19 protein-coding genes are annotated in these 18,255 nt (G+C 53.9%); 8 read left to right on the top strand and 11 right to left on the bottom strand.

From position 1 onward, the window contains the following. Window positions 1-10 precede the first annotated feature (10 nt). The gene (locus QI197_02835) at window positions 11-778 is read right to left on the bottom strand and encodes an SDR family oxidoreductase (GenBank protein ID MDK2372295.1); all 768 of its coding nucleotides are present in this window, start codon (window positions 776-778) and stop codon (window positions 11-13) included. 66 nt (window positions 779-844) lie between these two features. After that, window positions 845-2,152 carry a hypothetical protein gene (locus tag QI197_02830; protein MDK2372294.1) on the bottom strand — a complete coding sequence of 436 codons (1,308 nt, stop codon included), beginning with the start codon at window positions 2,150-2,152 and terminating at the stop codon, window positions 845-847. A gap of 104 nt (window positions 2,153-2,256) precedes the next feature. Here QI197_02830 and sufC point away from each other — a divergent pair, with 104 nt between their 5' ends. From sufC to QI197_02800, 6 genes are all read left to right on the top strand, one after another. Beyond that, the gene (gene sufC / locus QI197_02825) at window positions 2,257-3,006 is read left to right on the top strand and encodes a Fe-S cluster assembly ATPase SufC (protein ID MDK2372293.1); all 750 of its coding nucleotides are present in this window, start codon (window positions 2,257-2,259) and stop codon (window positions 3,004-3,006) included. Continuing rightward, window positions 3,003-4,319, top strand: a complete 1,317-nt coding sequence (sufB, locus tag QI197_02820) for a Fe-S cluster assembly protein SufB (GenBank protein ID MDK2372292.1) — start codon at window positions 3,003-3,005, stop codon at window positions 4,317-4,319. The genes sufC and sufB overlap by 4 nt, the downstream gene beginning before the upstream one ends. Before the next feature lie 47 nt (window positions 4,320-4,366). After that, entirely contained in the window at window positions 4,367-5,467 is a 1,101-nt protein-coding gene (locus QI197_02815) for a hypothetical protein (protein MDK2372291.1), read from the top strand. Window positions 5,468-5,581: 114 nt separating this feature from the next. Further along, window positions 5,582-6,469, top strand: coding sequence for a heme o synthase (gene cyoE / locus QI197_02810; protein MDK2372290.1), 888 nt, complete (start codon window positions 5,582-5,584; stop codon window positions 6,467-6,469). 48 nt (window positions 6,470-6,517) lie between these two features. After that, entirely contained in the window at window positions 6,518-6,940 is a 423-nt protein-coding gene (locus QI197_02805) for a hypothetical protein (protein MDK2372289.1), read from the top strand. 82 nt (window positions 6,941-7,022) lie between these two features. Beyond that, window positions 7,023-7,346 carry a stress response translation initiation inhibitor YciH gene (locus QI197_02800; GenBank protein ID MDK2372288.1) on the top strand — a complete coding sequence of 108 codons (324 nt, stop codon included), beginning with the start codon at window positions 7,023-7,025 and terminating at the stop codon, window positions 7,344-7,346. 124 nt (window positions 7,347-7,470) lie between these two features. Here QI197_02800 and QI197_02795 read toward each other — a convergent pair whose 3' ends face one another. The 6 genes from QI197_02795 to QI197_02770 all read right to left on the bottom strand — a co-directional run bounded on the left by QI197_02795 (window position 7,471) and on the right by QI197_02770 (window position 14,566). Continuing rightward, on the bottom strand, window positions 7,471-9,519 hold the full coding sequence (locus tag QI197_02795) for a sodium-translocating pyrophosphatase (GenBank protein ID MDK2372287.1): 2,049 nt from the start codon (window positions 9,517-9,519) through the stop codon (window positions 7,471-7,473). Between the two features lie 76 nt (window positions 9,520-9,595). Continuing rightward, window positions 9,596-10,093 carry a PIN domain-containing protein gene (locus QI197_02790; GenBank protein MDK2372286.1) on the bottom strand — a complete coding sequence of 166 codons (498 nt, stop codon included), beginning with the start codon at window positions 10,091-10,093 and terminating at the stop codon, window positions 9,596-9,598. Further along, on the bottom strand, window positions 10,090-10,326 hold the full coding sequence (locus QI197_02785) for an AbrB/MazE/SpoVT family DNA-binding domain-containing protein (GenBank protein ID MDK2372285.1): 237 nt from the start codon (window positions 10,324-10,326) through the stop codon (window positions 10,090-10,092). Before QI197_02785 ends, QI197_02790 begins: the two co-directional genes overlap by 4 nt. A gap of 43 nt (window positions 10,327-10,369) precedes the next feature. After that, a complete protein-coding gene (gene guaA / locus QI197_02780) occupies window positions 10,370-11,887 on the bottom strand; it encodes a glutamine-hydrolyzing GMP synthase (GenBank protein MDK2372284.1) in 1,518 nt (505 codons plus the stop codon). After that, entirely contained in the window at window positions 11,887-13,206 is a 1,320-nt protein-coding gene (locus QI197_02775; GenBank protein MDK2372283.1) for a TldD/PmbA family protein, read from the bottom strand. The genes guaA and QI197_02775 overlap by 1 nt, the downstream gene beginning before the upstream one ends. Before the next feature lies 1 nt (window position 13,207). Further along, on the bottom strand, window positions 13,208-14,566 hold the full coding sequence (locus tag QI197_02770) for a TldD/PmbA family protein (protein MDK2372282.1): 1,359 nt from the start codon (window positions 14,564-14,566) through the stop codon (window positions 13,208-13,210). Window positions 14,567-14,600: 34 nt separating this feature from the next. Here QI197_02770 and QI197_02765 point away from each other — a divergent pair, with 34 nt between their 5' ends. Both QI197_02765 and QI197_02760 read left to right on the top strand, forming a co-directional pair. Continuing rightward, window positions 14,601-14,960 (top strand): YkgJ family cysteine cluster protein, encoded by a 360-nt coding sequence (locus QI197_02765; GenBank protein ID MDK2372281.1) that lies wholly within the window; start codon window positions 14,601-14,603, stop codon window positions 14,958-14,960. A 41-nt stretch (window positions 14,961-15,001) separates the two neighbouring features. Next, window positions 15,002-15,772, top strand: a complete 771-nt coding sequence (locus QI197_02760) for a formate dehydrogenase accessory sulfurtransferase FdhD (GenBank protein MDK2372280.1) — start codon at window positions 15,002-15,004, stop codon at window positions 15,770-15,772. A 2-nt stretch (window positions 15,773-15,774) separates the two neighbouring features. Here the strand turns inward: QI197_02760 and QI197_02755 are convergent, their stop codons facing one another. The 3 genes from QI197_02755 to QI197_02745 are packed head-to-tail and all read right to left on the bottom strand — an operon-like array spanning window position 15,775 to window position 18,255. Next, window positions 15,775-16,665, bottom strand: coding sequence for a formate dehydrogenase accessory protein FdhE (locus QI197_02755; GenBank protein ID MDK2372279.1), 891 nt, complete (start codon window positions 16,663-16,665; stop codon window positions 15,775-15,777). 54 nt (window positions 16,666-16,719) lie between these two features. Further along, on the bottom strand, window positions 16,720-17,451 hold the full coding sequence (locus QI197_02750) for a cytochrome b/b6 domain-containing protein (protein MDK2372278.1): 732 nt from the start codon (window positions 17,449-17,451) through the stop codon (window positions 16,720-16,722). Then, window positions 17,452-18,255 carry a 4Fe-4S dicluster domain-containing protein gene (locus QI197_02745; GenBank protein MDK2372277.1) on the bottom strand — a complete coding sequence of 268 codons (804 nt, stop codon included), beginning with the start codon at window positions 18,253-18,255 and terminating at the stop codon, window positions 17,452-17,454.

The raw sequence follows: 18,255 nt of genomic DNA, 5'->3' as shown, positions 1-18,255 counted from the left end.
CCTCATCACCTTAAAGGGTGCAGGACAGCAGACCCCCATCCACGGGTATAAGGGAGCCCGTTATGTAGCTCGCCCTCTCACTCACCAGAAAGGCGATCACATCGCCCAGCTCCTCAGGTCTGCCAAATCTGGCCAAAGGAATCTCCTTTGCCGCTTTAACCTCCATCTCCTCGAGTGACAGGCCCTTCTCAGCTGCCCTCGATCTGAGGAGATCCCGTTGCCTCTCCGTCATGAAATGACCGGGCATTACAGCATTAACGTTCACTTCGGGGGCTAGTTCCCTCGATAGGACCTTGACGAGACCAGCTAAGGAGAGCCTCACGCTGGTGGATAGGGGTATGTTCATGTTCACCTCCTTGATGGCCACTGAGGTGACCAGAACCATCCTGCCCCACCCCCTCTCCTTCATCCTGAAGCCGAACAGCCGGGCGAGCCTCACGACACTCATCACCAAGAGTTCGTAGGCGTGATACCAATCCCTGTCGTTTAGCTCGGGGAATCTGGCTATTCTTGGCCCTCCATAGCTGATCACAAGTATGTCAGCTCCACCCATCTCCTCGGATTTCCTGAAGAGGGACTCTATGTCATCCGGTTTTGTCAGGTCGGTCCTCAAGGCCTGCACCTCTCCCAGGCTAGATAGATCGCTCATAGCTCTCCTTAACCTCTCCTCCGTTCTTGAAGCAATCAGGACTCTTGCACCCTCCTTGAGTAGCGATACAGCGGCGGCCTTACCTAGGCCAGAGCTTCCTCCAGTTACAACAGCCAGCTTATCGGCCAATCCCAGTTCCATAGGCCATGGAGGACGGGATAAAAATAAAGAGTAGTAGGAGATCTCCCTTGAATCTCAGGATCTAGAGCGAACTCTCCAGAGGAGTAGAGCTATAATCATTATTGAGGTTACAAGCATCATAACCAAGAATCTCGCGTTAATCGAGGTGCTTTCGGCCACCAAAACGCCGTGGTTGTAAACCCTTAAAGTGTATGTAGGAAGCCACCCGGTATCCACCCGGACAGGGGGAACGTACCTCCTACCATCGACCTCAACCTCAAAGACCCCGTCTCCGGATATGCGAATATCTCCGAAGGGCGTAGCGGTCACGTTTAGCGGTCTCACTTCCACGATAAGGGAGACCTCTCCATAGAAACCCCTCAAGGTCACGTTGACGTCTCCCTCCACGGGGATCGGCACAAAGCTGTCAGAGCCGACTGGGATGGCTGTCCTGCCTTGGGGATGTTCCACCGTGAGCTCTCCGGACTTCAGCCAGCTGGGGACATCCCAGCTGATCAGCACACCACCGCTCTCCCCTCTGATATGCACCCTTCTGGCATCCACCACCACATGTATCCTCCCGTCTCCATCCCTAACAGCGACGATCTCCGGAATGGCATCTATCTCGTACCCCTCCATGCTCAGGGACTGAATCCTCCTCCCGTTCCTCGCGTTCAGTACTGCCAGCTCCTTCCCTTGGATCAGCACGAAGAGGTGATCACCGGACCTGTCGAGCTTGCCGGGGATGCAGCATTTGCATAGCTTGTTGGTCCAAGCCACGAAGGACTTGTCGTTTATCGCGTAGACCTCGCATCCCTTCATACACACGTAAGTGAGATCATCCGGCTCGGCATCGAAGAGCTGGGTGTTCATGTCCTTCCTCCATACTATAGAGCCGAAGGCATTCACGACGAGGAGCTCATCGCCGGATATTACCGAGAGTCTTGAGCCATCGTCGGACCATCTTATCGTGCCTCTCACCCTTAACCTCCTCTTCTCCCCACCCGAGATCAGCAGCAGGCCTTTGGAATCCACTATAGCGATCTTATCCCTGGAATAGGGATAGAAGGAGCATCTCTCGCATCCCATTACTCTCTCGAGGCCCTTAGCGGTGACTAGGTATAGAGCATTCCCTTCCTGAAGGAACACATCCCTCCCGGCTACGAGCTTTCCCTCACCCACCCTTATCGCCAGCCTCCCACGATCGCTCGTGATCACGAGAGTTCCGTTCTCACTAAGATATGCCATCAGTTCGCTGGATATCGCGACCTGTTTGGCCGAGGCGTCCTCGACCCACACCTCTATCAGGGGTAGAGCACCGCCGTGCAGCATCGGCAAGATGGTGAACGCAGCTAGGAGCAACAGGAGGGGGAGACCCTTCATCGCGCCCTCCGTCTGCGTAACTTTATAATGTTGAATCTATAACAATAGTTCTATAGGTGAAGGTAAAATAAGTCGCATTCGGTTAGACGGGAAGGTGTTCTGAAATGCTGAGACTTGAAGGGCTCAGGGTCCGCGTGGAGGACAGGGAGATAATCAAGGGGGCTGATCTGGAGGTTCAAGGGGGACAGGTTCATCTGATCATTGGCCCCAATGGGTCCGGGAAGTCCACCTTAGCCCTCGCTGTGGCGGGCCATCCGGCCTACGAGGTGGTGGGAGGGAAGATCCTCTTCGAGGGTAGGGACATCACATCACTCCCTCCAGACGAGAGAGCTAAGAGAGGTATCTTTCTAGCATTTCAGAATCCCGTGGAGATAGAGGGTCTAAAAATGGTCGATTACCTGGCGAAGCTCATCGAGAAGAGGACTGGAGAAAAGCCCCTGACCCCGCTGAGGGAGCATATGGTTGAGTTCGTGGTGGAGAAGATCGGACCCTACCTAGAGGCCCTCGGATTCAGTGAGGAATTCTTGGATAGGGAGATAAACGTGGGCTTCTCTGGAGGGGAGAAGAAGAAGTTTGAGATTCTGCAGATGTTCGCCCTCAGGCCCAAGCTTGCCATACTGGACGAGCCTGACTCGGGGGTTGATGTGGACTCCCTGAATGTCATTGGGAGGCTGCTCCATAGGGCACTGCAGGAGGGTATCACCCTCTTGCTCATAACCCACACGGGAGGACTGTACAGGCACTTGAAGGTGGACAGAGTCCATGTGATGTACGACGGTAGGATCGTGGCCAGTGGCGGAGGCGACCTCTTTGAGAGGATTCAGGAGAGCGGGTTCGAGGTGGTGATTAGGTGAGCCTGACGGAGGAGTTTCTGGTAAGTAAGGCTAGGCAGATATCCAAGGAGCTGGGGGAGCCTGACTGGTTGAGGGAGATGAGGGAGAGGTCGGCGAGGCTCTTCTTCAAGCTAGACATGCCAGAACACGCCAGACACGTGAAGGTGGATTTCGAGTCCTTGGAATACTTCTCCCCGGCGGAGAAGGCGGAGAAGCTGGAGGAGCTGCCGCAGGAGATCAGGGAGACTTTGGAGGCTCTGGGCATACCAGAGGAGGAAATGGAGATGTTGGCGGGGATGCAGGTTCAGGTGGACTCCTCCATCGTGTACCAGACTTTCTCCGATCAGCTAAAGTCCCTCGGTGTTATAGCCATGCCCATAGACAGGGCCATAAGGGAGCACGAGGATCTGGTGAGGAGTTACTTCGCCAGACTGGCTGGCCCTGAGGAGAACAAAATACTGGCCCTACACTACGCCCTCTGGGCCGGTGGCACATTCATATACGTGCCCGAGGGGGTTGAGGTCCCGTTTCCCGTAAGCGCCCTCTTCGTGATGAGGTCCCTTCCCATCGCCCAGGCCGATCACACGATTGTCGTGGCTGAGGAGGGAGCCAAGGTTCACTACATCGAGGGGTGCTCCGCCCCCTCCTACATAAGGGAGGCCCTGCATTACGGCGTTACTGAGGTCTGGGCCTATCCCGGCGCAGAGGTGAGGATAACGACCATGCAGAACTGGGCGAACCATGTGATCAACCTCCCCACTAAGAGGGGCGTTGCCATGAGCCGTGCGAAGATAGAGTGGGTTGAGTCGCTGATGGGGAGCAAGCACACTGCAGTAAGGCCGGTCATACACTTGAGGGGAGAGGGATCATCGGCTAGGAACGTCGGTCTCTCCTTCGTAAAGGGGGAGGAGAGGCACGATGCCGGTGTGGTGATAAGGCATCTAGCTCCAAACACCAAGAGTCAGGTCATTAGTAAAAGCGTGGCCAAGGACAGGGGCTCCACCAACTTCTATGGGAAGGTGGAGATCGTTCAGGGTGCCAAAGGATCCAGCGGATTTGTTCAATGCGACTCCCTGCTCCTGTCACCGGAAGCCTCGAGCGAGACTATACCGGCGTTGAGGAGCGATGAAATAGACTCCGAACTGGGCCACGAGGCCTACGTGGGGAAGGTGGCGGAGGACAAGCTCTTCTATCTGATGAGCAGGGGGCTCAACGAGGAGGAGGCCATCACCATGATAGTGCTGGGATTCTTCGAGCCCGTGGTGAGGGACATACCGTTCGAGTACGCCAATGAGATAAAGAGGCTCATCGAGCTGAGCATAAAGGGGATGTAGCCAAGCGACGCGTAAAGCTCTTTAAGTCGTGGCGGAGATGTGGTGGGATGAGATACGCAGCCGTCATTCTAATCGCTCTGCTTGCGCTACCAATGGCCTTGGCCTTCAACCAAGCGGTCGGTGGGAAGGCCCCTAAGGTGGCCATAATCAGCAACTATGCCGATATGCCCACCGCCCAGTTCATAGGGGAGATACTCACCAATTCGAGCGTGGAATACGAGATAATGGGGCCTAGCGACTTCAAAGAGGCACTGAAGAACTACGAGGTCATCCTGATCCTCGGCGGTCCCAAGGCGTACGATGGAGTCGGAAACATCTCCTCCAGCTATATACCCCCGCAGAACGCGACTGCCCTCATACAGGAACCTAGGACATTCTTAGTGTCCGTCTTTAAAGGTGGGAGGGACATCGTCGTTCTCGCCGGTCACACTAGGAAGGAGACCCTTGAGGCCTCGGCCTTCTTCTTCAAGGACCGAACCCTCCTAGGGATAACTCGCTTATGGATGAAGGCTGGCTACGGGATCGCTCTTAGCAATGGCTCTTTCGCTATATACTACGTCGAGAGGTATAACTACAACAAAGAGAAGAGGATATACCAGCCCATCCCTTGGGGAACTGATGAGTGGAGGGTATTAGGCCGAGTCGAGGAGAACGGAACCACCCTCTATAATGTGACTAGGACGAGGACCTACATGTATTTAGGCGTCAACTACACCACGGTGGAGGTCAACCTGCTCGATCACTTGGGAAGGCCTCATTTCTGCAGAACCGTTCAATTTATAGACGACAAAGTTAATGCGAGTATCGAGAAATGTCCTGAGCCAGGGAGAGCCAACCCTAAGGAGCCCTTAGTCTTTATTGCATTCAAGATGGAGTCGGTGGATAACAGGACCACTTGGAGGATCGGGGGTAAGGATATTCCTAGATCTATCGTCCATCCTGTAGGGAAGAGGTACGTGAAGGGCACTCTGGTCATAAAGTACGCGCTGAAGTATCCAGACTGGAAAATGGCCGTATCCGGGTTCACGGTAGAGTATGTGAATCCTGCGATACCGTTTGGTGGAGTGGTAGTGAGCGTAGATAACGAGATAATTGAGGGAGAGCCTGTAACTAGAGAGGTGGAGAAGCTCTACGCCTTCAGGCCCTGATCCCTCTCCCTATACTTCCTCTGGTTTGTGTCCGCTCTACGGCCCTTTTGACGGGGTTGGGTGATGCGACCTAATTCACAAAGTTATTAGGTGGGCATTTCACAACCTTCCGGTATGGAAGCGAGGGCCGTATCCAAGCTATCCAGCAGGATCTCTGACTATGTATGCCTGACTAAGCCCAAACAGACGTTTCTCTTGTTGCTGACCTCCGTATTCACTTACATAGGCGCTGGAGGCTACAGACTAGATATACTCACGCTTCTCACGGCAGCCATGGTCCTATCGATCTCCGGGACGACGGCTGTGAACATGGCCTTGGATGCGGACATAGACTCCATGATGGGGAGGACTAAGCAGCGACCCATCCCGGCTGGTAGGGTCGGCAGGGGCGAAGCACTGTCCTTCGGCATACTCTTGTTCCTGCTTGGAGTGGCCGTTGCGTATCTGATCAATGTCTGGACAGCCTTCTCCACCTCCCTAGGAGTCATGTTCGATCTCATCGTGTACACTCTCTGGACCAAGAGGAGGACGCCCCTATCCATAGTATTCGGTGGAGTAGCCGGTGCCGCTCCCTCTCTAGCTGGTTGGGCCGCAGCCAGAGGAATGCTGGAGCTTCCGGCTTTACTCATAGCCCTGATCACCATAACTTGGATCCCGGCACATATATGGTACATAGCCATCTATCACGTTGAGGACTACCGGGCAGCCGGAGTTCCCATGCTTCCAGTTGTGGTAGGAGTAGAGAGGACGGCTAAAATCATCGTGGCATCAGTGGTCGTCATGTTGGCCAGCGAACTGGCTCTCTTCATAGTGGGACCGTTCAGTCCGGCCTTCCTGATCATTTCCCTGCCCTCCACCCTACTGCTTCTGTACAGGTCCATCCTCTATGCCAAGAACCCGGTGATAGAGGGGGCCAAGAGAATGTACAAAACAGCCAGCCCTGTTGAGGGCATGGCGTTCCTAGGTATCGCCGTTGATGGCTTGTTCAGGATCCTCCTGTAATTTCTAGGGATCCTCAAACCTTTTATTCCTCCATAGGCCGTGATCAGCATGAGTTCAGAGGTTGAAGTAGAGGGGGAGCTCGTATTCAAGGATGAAGATCAGCTTAGGTCCTTTTTAGAGAGATTAGGTGCATCTATAGAGGAAGTAAAGGAGGGAAAGCTGGATCTGGATTTAGATGGATTCATGGTTGAGGGAGTGAAGACAGAGGATGGAAGATACCACCTCAAGTTCAGGGGGAGGGTGGACTGGCCCTCCAAGCTCGCCCCCCAAGGGGAGAACCCCCTAGACTGGCTCAAGACCCAAGTCTCTGGATTAGTTTGGGACGTTGGGGAACTCAAGACCCTAGAGATCTTCAGGTCATCTGACGATGTGAGGTTCGCCTTCTACTCGGATGAGGAGTTAGAGAGGAAGAAGGATGAGTATAACAGGTGGTGGATGGACTCCGCTAGCAACATTGTTGGTCTCTTCTGATCCGGCAATTCTCGAATCAAAAAGGACCCTCCCACCCCGACCATATGTTTTTATATATCACCCAGCGACGGAATAGCTTGGAATGGTTGCGTTCGACGAGAGATTGAGGGATCCCGTAACCGGCCTCCCGATCGAGCTTTTCTCTTGGGAGGAGGTCGAGAAGGAACTCAGACCCGTGAGAATAAGGACTGAGAGAAGGAGGGGAAGGGACGTCACCATAATCGAGAACCTACCTTTCTCCAAGGAGACCATGAAATCTTTCCTGAAGGAAATGAAGCGAATACTGGCGTGCGGCGGCACCTATAAGGATGGATACGTGCTGCTGCAGGGAGATCACAGGTACAAGGTGGCCAAGCTACTGAAGGAGAAGTGGGGGATACCTGAGGAACAGATAGAAGTGGAGTGAGACCTGCTTCGATCGATCCCGTGCGAAAGGGAGCCAAAGGACTCCCTCATTTTTGCAATAGCCAGTGCAGGATCGCTCTAGAAGGGAACAGAGGAAAAGGAGAATAGGGGAGGTTAAAAAGAGGTCACGGCGGGAAGAAAGCCACGAAAGTCAGAGCGACTATCGTGACTAGCTTGACGAATATGTGCAGCGACGGGCCAGCAGTATCCTTGAGCGGATCTCCCACTGTATCTCCGACCACAGCGGCCTTGTGAGCATCGGATCCCTTTCCTCCGAATAACCCTGATTCTATCAGCTTCTTTGCATTGTCCAAGGCTCCTCCGGCGTTTATCATGAAGATCGCTAGAAGTCCTCCTGCTATCGTCGCTCCAACGACGAAAGAACCTAACGGCTTCCTTCCGAAGAGGAGACCTATTACTATGGGAGCCAAGAATGTTATCAGTGTCGGGAAGATCATCTCCTTCAGTGCGTGCTTGGTGGATATGTCCACGGCCCTAGCATAGTCGGGCTTGGCCTTACCCTCCAGCAATCCGGGTATCTCCCTGAACTGCCTCCTGACCTCATCGACCATCTTATTAGCGGTCTTACCAACGGCCTGCATAGCCAGTGCGGAGAAGAGGTAGGCCAGCGTAGATCCAAGGATCACACCTACAAGTATGAGGGGATCCGCGAGCTCAACGCCGGTCTTAGCTGCGTTTATCACTTTATCGTGGAAGAGGTACGTCTTGAGTCCGGCAGCCGTTAGGTAGGCAGCAAACAGTACGAACGCGGAGAGAAGAGCACATGCCATCGCGTATCCCTTGGTTATGGCCTTAGTGGTGTTACCGACGGCATCCAGTAGGTCCAATCCCTCTCTTACCTCTTTGCTCAGACCTGACATCTCTGCTATTCCCGCAGCGTTATCAGAGATGGGCCCGAAGGTGTCAGCCGCCATTATTATCCCGGTGGTGGAGAGTATGCCGGCAGTGGCTGCTGCTATACCGTACAGTCCATCTATCACGAAGGCTAGGGATACAACAGCGCCTATCACTATCAGGGGTAGGAATGCGCTCTCCAGACCCACTGCAAGTCCAGCTATCACGTCCAAGGCTGGACCGAACTTGGCAGACTCCGCTATATATTTGACCGGTCTATATTCGGTTCCCGTGTAGTACTGGATCAGCACGCCCACCACCAAGCTGGCCACCAAGCCCAGTACTGCCGCGTAGAATACCTCTATCCTGCCCAAGTAGTTCACGGCCAGTACGTAGAAGAATAGGAGGTTAAGTACGCCGGCCACGAGTAGAGAGAAGTTTATGGCGGTTATCGGGTTCTTCACATTCTCCCTTATGAGGAATATCGCCACTATGGTTGAGATGACCCCCAAGGATTCCGCCAGCAGGGGGAACATTATCCCCTTGAACCCGTATAGGGCGTAGAAAGCCACTCCCAAGATCATCATGCCGATTATGTTGTCGGAGAAGGACTCGAAGAGATCCGCACCTCTGCCGGCGCAGTCTCCCACGTTGTCACCCACCTGATCCGCGATGACGGCCGGGTTCCTAGGATCGTCCTCCGGAATCCCGGCCTCGACCTTGCCCACCAAGTCAGCAGCTATGTCGGCGGCCTTGGTGTAGATACCTCCCCCCAGTTGCGCGAACAGGGCGGCCAAACTGGCTCCCATGCCGAAGGGAACTATCGTGTGGAGGGCCGCTTCCAGCTGCTCGGGAGCTGTGGTGGGGAAGAAGGCCCTTATCGCCAAGTAGAGGAGGCCTATTCCAAGGACGCTCAGACTCACCACGGACAGTCCCATGATTGAGCCGCCCCAGAAGGCTATCTTCAGCGCTTTCTTGGGGGATGTCCTCGCTGCATTCGTGGTCCTCACGTTAGCCCTCACCGCAGCGTTCATCCCTATGTACGCGGCTATGAGGGAGAGCACTGCTCCAGCTATGAACGAGGCCGCGGGTACTGCTCCCTGCAAAATTCCCAAGATGGCAGCTATTATCACTATGAACACTATTATCGTGTAGAACTGCCTCTTAAGGTAGGCGTTCGCACCCTCCTGTATGTAGGAAGCTAGGGCAACCATCTCAGGGGTTCCCGGATCCTCTTTCGTGACTAGATAGTAAATCAAGGCAACAAAGACCATTCCCACTATGCCTATGACGGAGGGGACGAGTTCTACGACCTCCACTTGATCACCTCCGTTGAGCATCACAAATTCGTTGGAAGATTTTGAGGTTCCCTCGAATGGAACTTAAAAAGATACTTCAGAGATGCGAGGCACTCCATCGACAATCTGGCATATTTAGTGGATGGTAACACCCTGATCTCCAAGTGCTACTGGAATCCACGGGTCTCAGCGTCCATCCCCTCCAGTTTATCTCCTCTAGAGAGAGAATATCAGAGTCATGCGTGTATATGACCGGTATGCGATTGGAAATGAAATTGGCCAAGATGAGCGAGTCTCTACCCCCCAGTCCATACTTGACAGCTAACCTCAAACCTATTGAAGTAATTTCCTTTGTTTGATTCAGGAATTTCACGTATGGATGCTTTAGCAGTAGGCCGAGCCTCCTAGAGGCCTCCCTTGGAACCCATTTCTGACCGAAGACTAAGGCATGATAAGTCTCGTGAATCACCGTAGGGTTCACAGCTACTAGATTATCTGGAGAGAGATTCAGCAGCAGGTCCTTAACGAAACTATGCTCGGGATATGCGGGATCTAGGGAGTAGCATAGGATGTTCGAATCCAGCCCCACGATCACTCGCTCACCCATATACCCTTAATCTTGGAGGGTGGCCAGTTCTCGGGTTTTCCCTCACGTGGAGGCTCCGATGAAATCACCTCTTTGAACTCTTCTAAGAAGGATCCCTTACCCTTCCTGAGGATGTACCCTTCATCCGTTTTCTCGATCACAATAACATCTCCCAGCTCCTCTCTGACTTCCTTGGGGAGGAGGATCCTCCCTTTGGAGTCCACCCTTACCTCCACCTTCATCCCACTGTGCTAGGTGGGAAAGATAGATAAAGTTTCTCGGGAGTCAGCAGGGCTCTATCGTGCTTGGAGGTTTGGTCGTGATCGCGTAAGTCACCATGGTGACTTCCGATATCTCCGAGGTTATCCTCCTAGCTATCTCGTTTAAAACATCGGGAGGCAACTTCAGCCAGTCAGCGGTCATCGCGTCCTCGCTCTCCACGATTCTCACTGTGACGATGTAACCCTCTACCCTAGCGTCTCCCTTCACCCCAACCCACCTATCATCTCCTACTACAGCGAACGCCTGCCAGGCCTTTGAGTAGAGCTCCCTCTCCCTCAAGACATCCTCCACTATGACTGAAGCCTCCCTAACAACCCTCAACTTGTCCTCGGTCACCTCGCCAATTATTCTTACCCCCAAACCTGGTCCGGGGAACGGATGCCTCTCGGCGATCCAATCAGGTAATCCAAGGTGCCTAGAGAGAGATCGAACCTCGTCCTTGTAGAGGTACCTCAGGGGTTCCACCACCTTAGCTTCGAGCCACTCCGGTAGGGCTGCAACGTTATGATGGCTCTTTATCCTATCAGCTCCTACCTCTCCACCGCTCTCTATGACGTCGGGATAGAGGGTCCCCTGCACCAAGCAATCAAATCTCCTACCCTCAAGCGCCCTAGAGAAGACCTCCACGAATTTCTCCCCGATTATCCTCCTCTTCGTCTCGCAGTCCTCTACACCCCTCAGGGCAGAGAGGAACTCTTGGGATGCATCCACGTATATAGGATTTATTCCAAGATCCCTTAGCAGGTTGAGGACCTCTTTCTCCTCGTTTTTCCGCAAAAGCCCGTGATTCACGAATATGGAGGTCAGACGATCACCTGCTATTCTACTGACTAGTACCGTGGCCACGGTGGAGTCAACCCCACCGCTCACGGCAGAGAGAATGTTATTACAATCAGCTAGCTCTCTCCTCAGGTACTCATCTATCAGCTGAATCATCCTCTCGGGACTCCAGTTCTTCTCGGCCCTCGACATTGCCGCGAAGTTCTCGAGGAGGAGTTTACCCTTGGGAGTGTGCTTGACCTCCGGGTGAAACTGGACCCCATATATGGGCTTTTCCTCGTGCCTGAAGGCCGCCACGTATCCGTTCTCAGACAATGCGGTCACCACAAATCCCTCAGGAACTCTAGCAACGTGATCAGAGTGACTCATCCAGACAAGCTCCTCCTCTCCCCAGCCAGCGAACAGCCCTCCCCTCTCCAGAACCTTCACCTTGGTGGGGCCGTACTCGCCCGTGGAGCGCCTCACTTCTCCCCCCATCATGTGGGCTATCAGCTGGAACCCGTAGCATATCCCTAAGACCGGGATATCCATCTCCAAGACCCAGCTCCCTATCCTAGGAGCTGAAGGCCCGTAAACGCTGCTAGGACCCCCTGACAGGATGAGAGCCTTTGGTTTCTTCTCCTCTATGGTGGATGGGGAGATCTCCGTGTAGGGAATTATCTCGGCGTAGACGCCTATGTCCCTTATCCTCCGGGTGATTAGGTGGGCGTACTGCCCACCGAAGTTCACCACCAGAATCATCAGGCACCCGGACCCGCTACCTTGATCTTCACCCTGACGGAGCCGCCCTTGAATCCCATTAAAGTCTCCACATCATCACCTACAGCGTCCATGGTCTTCAGGAAGTCCTCGATCCGGAAGCCCATGCTGGTCTGCCTCAGTGACTTTGTCACCTCCCCGTTCTCTATGAGGAAGGCCGTCTCCGCCATCCCGCTGAACTCCCCGGTGGACAGGTTGGGAGTGTCCATGGTGTAGACCACTAGTACCCCTCTCTTTACGTCAAGCAACTCATCCTTCTTCATCTGCAGGGACGGGGCCTCGATACTTACCGTGTGGGATGAGATCGCCGGTGGCCTAGTGTGATCTCTGGAAGCGTTGCCCGTGCTCTCCACACCCTCCTTCATAGCTGTGTACCAGTTGTGTATCGGCGACTTGAAGACACCATTCTCTATGACGTAAGTCCTTCCGGTGGGGATCCCCTCCGCGTCGAAGCTCGAGCTGCCGGGGAGCCAAGGGATGCGCCCGTCGTCGACTATGCTTACCTCCTCCCTTGCTATCTGATCTCCTATCCTGTTGGTTAAGAAGCTCCTGCCGTACTGCAGGTTCTCGGCGTTAGCCGCCTGACCCACCAAGAAGGGGATCAGGGTGAACTGGGCCTTTGGCTGGAATACCACAGGCAGCTCCTCCACTCCTATGGTGGTGGCATCCAGAGTCCTGATGGCCAGATCTCCGGCCTCCGTACCCACCTTCTCGGGATCGAACATGTCCAACCTCCTTCCATCGGCGAAGCCGAAGCCTGATCCCCTCCTATCACCGTCCTTGCTGGCTGCTTCGATGTAGGCGGTTAGGTATGTCCTCTCCTCGGAGACATCGATGCCCTTGGAGCTGAACACCGCCACCTTGGAGAAGGACACCTCCAGTTTGCCGGAGACTGAGATCACCTTGTCCGAGAGACGAGCTGACTCCACAGCCGCGAGGAACAGGTCAGCGGCGTCGTTCAGATCCAAGTCCCTGAGCTTCGGATCCATGATCTCGCTGAGGTAGTCCACCTTCCTGGCATCTGGGAGTCCCCTGAAATCCGGATCCTCTGGAGCTGCTTTAGCGCTCTCGGCCGCCTCCCTCCCAACCTCCCCGCCTGAAGCGGGGTTCGTGGCGAATGCAAAGCCCAGCTTCTGCCCCATGGCTGCCCTCACTCCTAGACCCACCATCCTGACCGAACTGGCCGTCTTGACCTTCCCCTTTTCCACGTGTATGGAGATCTCGCGAGTAAAGAGCTCGAAAGCCTCCGCCTCCTCAGCTCCGGAGGAGAGAGCGGCCTTAACTGCTTCTTCCCTCAGCATCTTACCTCCCCCCGAACACCAGGTTGCTCACCCTAACATGGGGCGCTCCAGTGGTTACGGGAACCCACTGGCCCATCTTCCCGCACATCCCTGGATCGTGAGATAAGTCCTTCCCGACCGCATCTATGTTGTTCAGGACCTCGAGGGTCATACCGGTTATGGCCACCTCCCTCAACCTCTGCTTGAGCTCTCCGTTCTCAATCAGCCAGCCTCCCTCGGCCTTGAACATGAACTGTCCCTTAGCCGGATCGGTGTATCCGTAAAGGGACCCGAACGCGTATATTCCTTGCTTCATATCGGACACCATCTCCTCGAACGTCCAATCCCCCCTGTCTATGAACGTGTTGGACATCCTCACAATAGGTGGATTGCTGTAATCCATCGAGCGAGCGTTTCCGGTAGGTTCGAGCCCGAGCTTGGAAGCGGTCTCCAAGTTGGTCATGTAGCCGGAAAGTATGCCTCCCTTGACTATGTACTTGCGCCTGGACTCGGTCCCCTCGTCATCGTACCTGTAGAACCCGTATAACCCTTCTATGGTGGGATCGTCGACGACGCTGACCACCTCGGAGCCCACCCTTTCACCCAGCTTTCCTGTGAGGATGCTCTCGTTGTTAACTACCGCGTCTCCCTCGGCCGCGTGACCGAAAGCCTCGTGTATGAACACACCAGCCAGCTTCGGATCCAGTATCGCGGGATGGGGCCCAGGAGGGGCTGGTTTGGCCGATAGAGCTTCCACGGCCCTTTTGGCTGCCTCCTCCGCGATCCCAGTCCCCTCAATCACCTCCAGTCCTCCTATCCCTCCCCTCGATTCGAACGCGCTTTCCGTCACTCCCGCCTCGTGAGCAAATATGTAGGCGGCCAGCCTGACCCTAGGCAGTGTCTGCCTGATGTCAGTTCCCAAGGAGTTGATTACTCTGGTCTCCCTGAGCGTGTCTCCCATCATTATGTTCCTGTTGGTCACCTTATCAATTGATTTGGCGAGTCGATCCTGCTCATCGACTATCCCTATCTTCTCCTCTATCGGAATCTGCCACGCGGGCTTCCTCCCTTTAACCTCGTAGCTTCCCTTGAAGGAGGGCCAATTCACTTCTATCGGCTCTGCCCACCTAGATGAGAGTTTAGCTAGGCTCACTGCATCTTTAACCGCGTCGGCTATCTCATTAGGGGAGTTAGCTATGCCGAAGCCCCATCCACCTCTGTATAGGGCCCGGACACTTATCCTGAACTCCCTTCCCCTAGTCAACTCCCTCACTACTCCATCGATCATCCTGATCATGGTCATGTAGGTTCTCTCTTCCCTGACCTCGATGAAGTCAGCCCCTTCATCGAGACCTAGGGATACTGCGTCCTCCAAATCCATACGGAATTTTAATGGAGAGACCGATATAACCCTGATGATATGTCCCGAGGGGTGCCACCTCTGCTGCCTTGAGACCGAGATGATCCTCACTGAAAGCGACATAAGGAGACTTGAGTCCCTAGGATATAGAAGAGGGGATTTCTCCGAGCTTAGAGGAGGATTCATCAGGCTCAAGAACGTTGATGGAAAGTGCTACTTCCTAAAGAACGGGATGTGTTCCGTCTACGAGCATAGGCCTCTGGGATGCAGGGCCTATCCCGTGATCTACGATCTCGACGCTGGGAAGTGCGTACTGGATGAGTACTGTCCTGCCACTCATACTGTGAGCGAGCAGGAGTTCAGGGAAAAGTGCAATCTAGCTGTTAAGGTGGTTGGGGAGTTAGGGCTCATCTAGAGTGCATGCACTTAATATTGAGCACCAAGGGTGTCTCCTAAATGCAAGATGAACTGAGGAGGGTGTGTGAAAGGTCCGTCGTCCGCTGGAGAGGTACGCAGATGGCTGCCGACTTCAGGTACGAGGTGGAGTGGGTGGATGGCCGAAAGGTAGGGAGCTTCTTCGCTAGCCCAAATATGATCGAGGAGGCAGTAATAGGTTACTTGCTGATGAAGGGGATTACAAGGGATGTCAGGGTGGAGGAAATAAGACTGAGCGACCTAGAGTATCTGCTGAGGATCACTGACGAGGGGGAATTGAGTCCCCCTAGATGGAGGGACGAGCCAGTCGAATGGAGCACGATCCTGAGCCTGATGTCCGATGCATCCAAATCCATTCCCAAGAGCATATGCCCCTTCGCCTTTCACGTCACCGGGCTATACGCCCTAAAGGGATCCTCCGTAGTTCAAAAGATGCTGCTTGTCGATATAAGTAGGCACACCGCTGCGATGAAGATTGCTGGTTGGATAATGAAGCGCAGTGACGATCTCAAGGAGCTTACACCAGTTATGATTAGCACCGGGAGGATCTCGGGCGACATCATAAAGCTCCTGTCTCTGACGGGGATAAGGATCGTTGCTAGCATGAGGCACGTTTTAGTTAGTGGAGCGGCATCAGCAGATCAGAGGGGGATAACCCTCATATCAAAAGACTTCACTAGGGAGTTGAAAGTCTTCACTTATCCGGAGAGGGTGAGGGGAGGTCCCATGGTGTCCAAGGGGGGACCCCTAGTGAGATGGCATGGGAAGGAGGCAGACAGCCCTCTCTGCTGACCTCAGCTCTTTATGTCACCTTCCTCGTCTTCTGATGATCTCTCCTTGCTGAGCTTGGAGGCCAGCTCATCTAGTTCAAAGGTCCATACTGGATAGAGTTCCCTAGGAACGTTCTTACCAGCTAGTTCCTCGTCGACCACCTTCCAGTATTCTCCGCAACTTTCGCATACGTAAAGGCGGAACTTATTGTCGTTTAGAGAGTAGAAACCCAACTTCTTCTCATCTTCGTTACCACAGAAGGGACATTTCAACCTGAGGAAGGGCCACTCCATCCCGCATATCTCGCATTTGAGGTGTAGCTTCCTACCCTCCCCTTCCATGAATCCGGTCCTCGTGTAGCTTCCGCAGACCGGACAATAGCCTCTCAACCAGTTGTTAGCATCTATCTTCCTTTCGGCGATCCTCCTCAGGGCAATGAGGAGGGGCTGTATTGTCCATAGGGCAATTGCGTTCACTAAGTCCAAGTCCACATCAAGTCCGGCAGCCACCCCCCTAGCGTAATTCGGATCCCCTTTTAGGGAGTAGGTGGCTAGGTCGCGTATACTAAAGGAACCACCTTCCGACGCCTCTAATAGCTTATTTAGATCTTCCGTTAGCTCCTCCCGGTGATCTCTCACTATTGATACAACTGATTCGAGTATCCTTTGCCATATCCCTGCGGATACGGGTATTGTACCGAGTAAATTCAGGAGCGGAGATCCCTCCTCGCTGACCCTCTTGGCGAGCTCTTCAATAAGCTCCCTTCTATCCTCCAGCTCCAATACAACCTCATCGGATAACTCGTTCAATAGAGAGATCATATCAGCGTAGAATAGGAGGGAAGGCCTCAGCTCGGGGGTTTCAATCGAAATCAGGTCCACTGCCCGCTTGAACTTGCTCGACGCGTCCGACACTATGAACTCACCTATCCGAGAGACATCGGAGGGCATAAAAAAGTGGGGTGGGGATCAGCCTTCCTTCTCGATCTTCTCGTGCCACTTGGGATGGTGCTCCTTAACGTACTCCTCAGTCAATCTACCCGTTCTGAACATGGCCCTGACGAAAGGCCTATGTTCTGGAATCAACAGGGCCATGTACACGTGAATTATGAGGCCTATGGCTGCTATGAAGAACCCTATATCGTGGAGGAGATGGGCCACCTCCCAAGCGCTGGGCGGGAAGAGGTCCCTCAGCCACATCACGGTTCCAGTTACGTACATTATCACCATCCCTACTATTACGGTCCAGATCCATCCCTTCTGTCCCACATTATACTTGGGGAATGTCACCTTCTTCCTGTGCACGTAGAAATCTATCATGTCCTCGAAACCTTTCTTGAAGCAGGAAAAGCTCCAGCATTCGGGCCATATCTCCATACGCCTGAGCTCTCCCAGCATTTTGAGGAGGAAAGGTACCAGCACTAGAGCCAGCCCTATGGCCGAGATCCTGTGTATGAACCTGGCCACCTGTATGCCGAGGCTGTAGGGATCGTAGCTCCCTATCACAGTGGAAAGCGGATAGCCGAAGACGAAAGCAAGCCAGCCGAACCACTCTCTGCTAATTAAGGGTAAGCCTGTGATGAGGAAGAACAGGGTGAAGTGTATCAGATGCTTGTGTACCCATATCTGGGCCTCGCTGAACGCCTTCACTGCCTCGCACTTGCTCCTCCACTCCGCAAGGCTCACATACTCCTCGGCCATTCACTCACCTCCCTTCTCACCTTCAGATTCGGACTTCTCCTCGATCCTCTTGGTCCTCCAGTAGATGAAGTGGCCGGCTGCGGCCAGTAAAGTGAGACCAATAAGGCCCCAGCCGACAGGTTCTACCACGTTGGTTCCGACCTGTACTGACGCCTTTCTCGGATCCTTCTTCAGCCTCTCACCGAAGTACTTGGGGTCGGTCAGCTTGCCCTTGAATTTCCTAGTGACGTAGATGTAGTGGGTCCTACCCACGTAGTCGTTGACCGAGTCACCATACACCTCAAAGCCCTGAGACCTGTACCTGTTGACCAGTTCATCGTAATCGCCGAATACCAAGGCATCAGTGGGGCATGCAGCGACGCAAGCGGGCTCCAAGCCGTTCTGTATCCTGTCTATGCAGAAAGTACACTTGTACACCTTCTCACTACTCTCATCGTACTTGGGGACATCGTAGGGACATGCCTCTATGCAGAACCTGCATCCGGTACACTTGTCCTCTCTTATTACGACAGCCCCCTCCGGATGGATCTCTATGGCATTTACTGGACAAGCTTTAGCGCAGGGGGCCTCGCTGCAGTGCATGCATTGCCTCTTGAGGAATAGCCAGTGGAATTCATCTCCCTCCACTACCTCCTTAGCCTCCATCACCATCCAGACGTTAGGCAGAAGATCTGGGGGATTCGTCAATGTAGGGGAAAATTCAGTTACTTGGGGTCTAGTGTTGTTCCACACGTGGCAGGCAACCTGACATGCCCTGCAGAAGATACAGTTATCCACATTGAAGGCTATTGCCATCTCTCCCAT

The sequence above is a fragment of the Thermoproteota archaeon genome (genome assembly GCA_030130125.1).
Lineage (GTDB): Archaea > Korarchaeota > Korarchaeia > Korarchaeales > Korarchaeaceae > Korarchaeum.
Note: the sequence above shows the minus strand (reverse complement) of the source record. Positions and strands in the feature narration are given on the sequence as shown.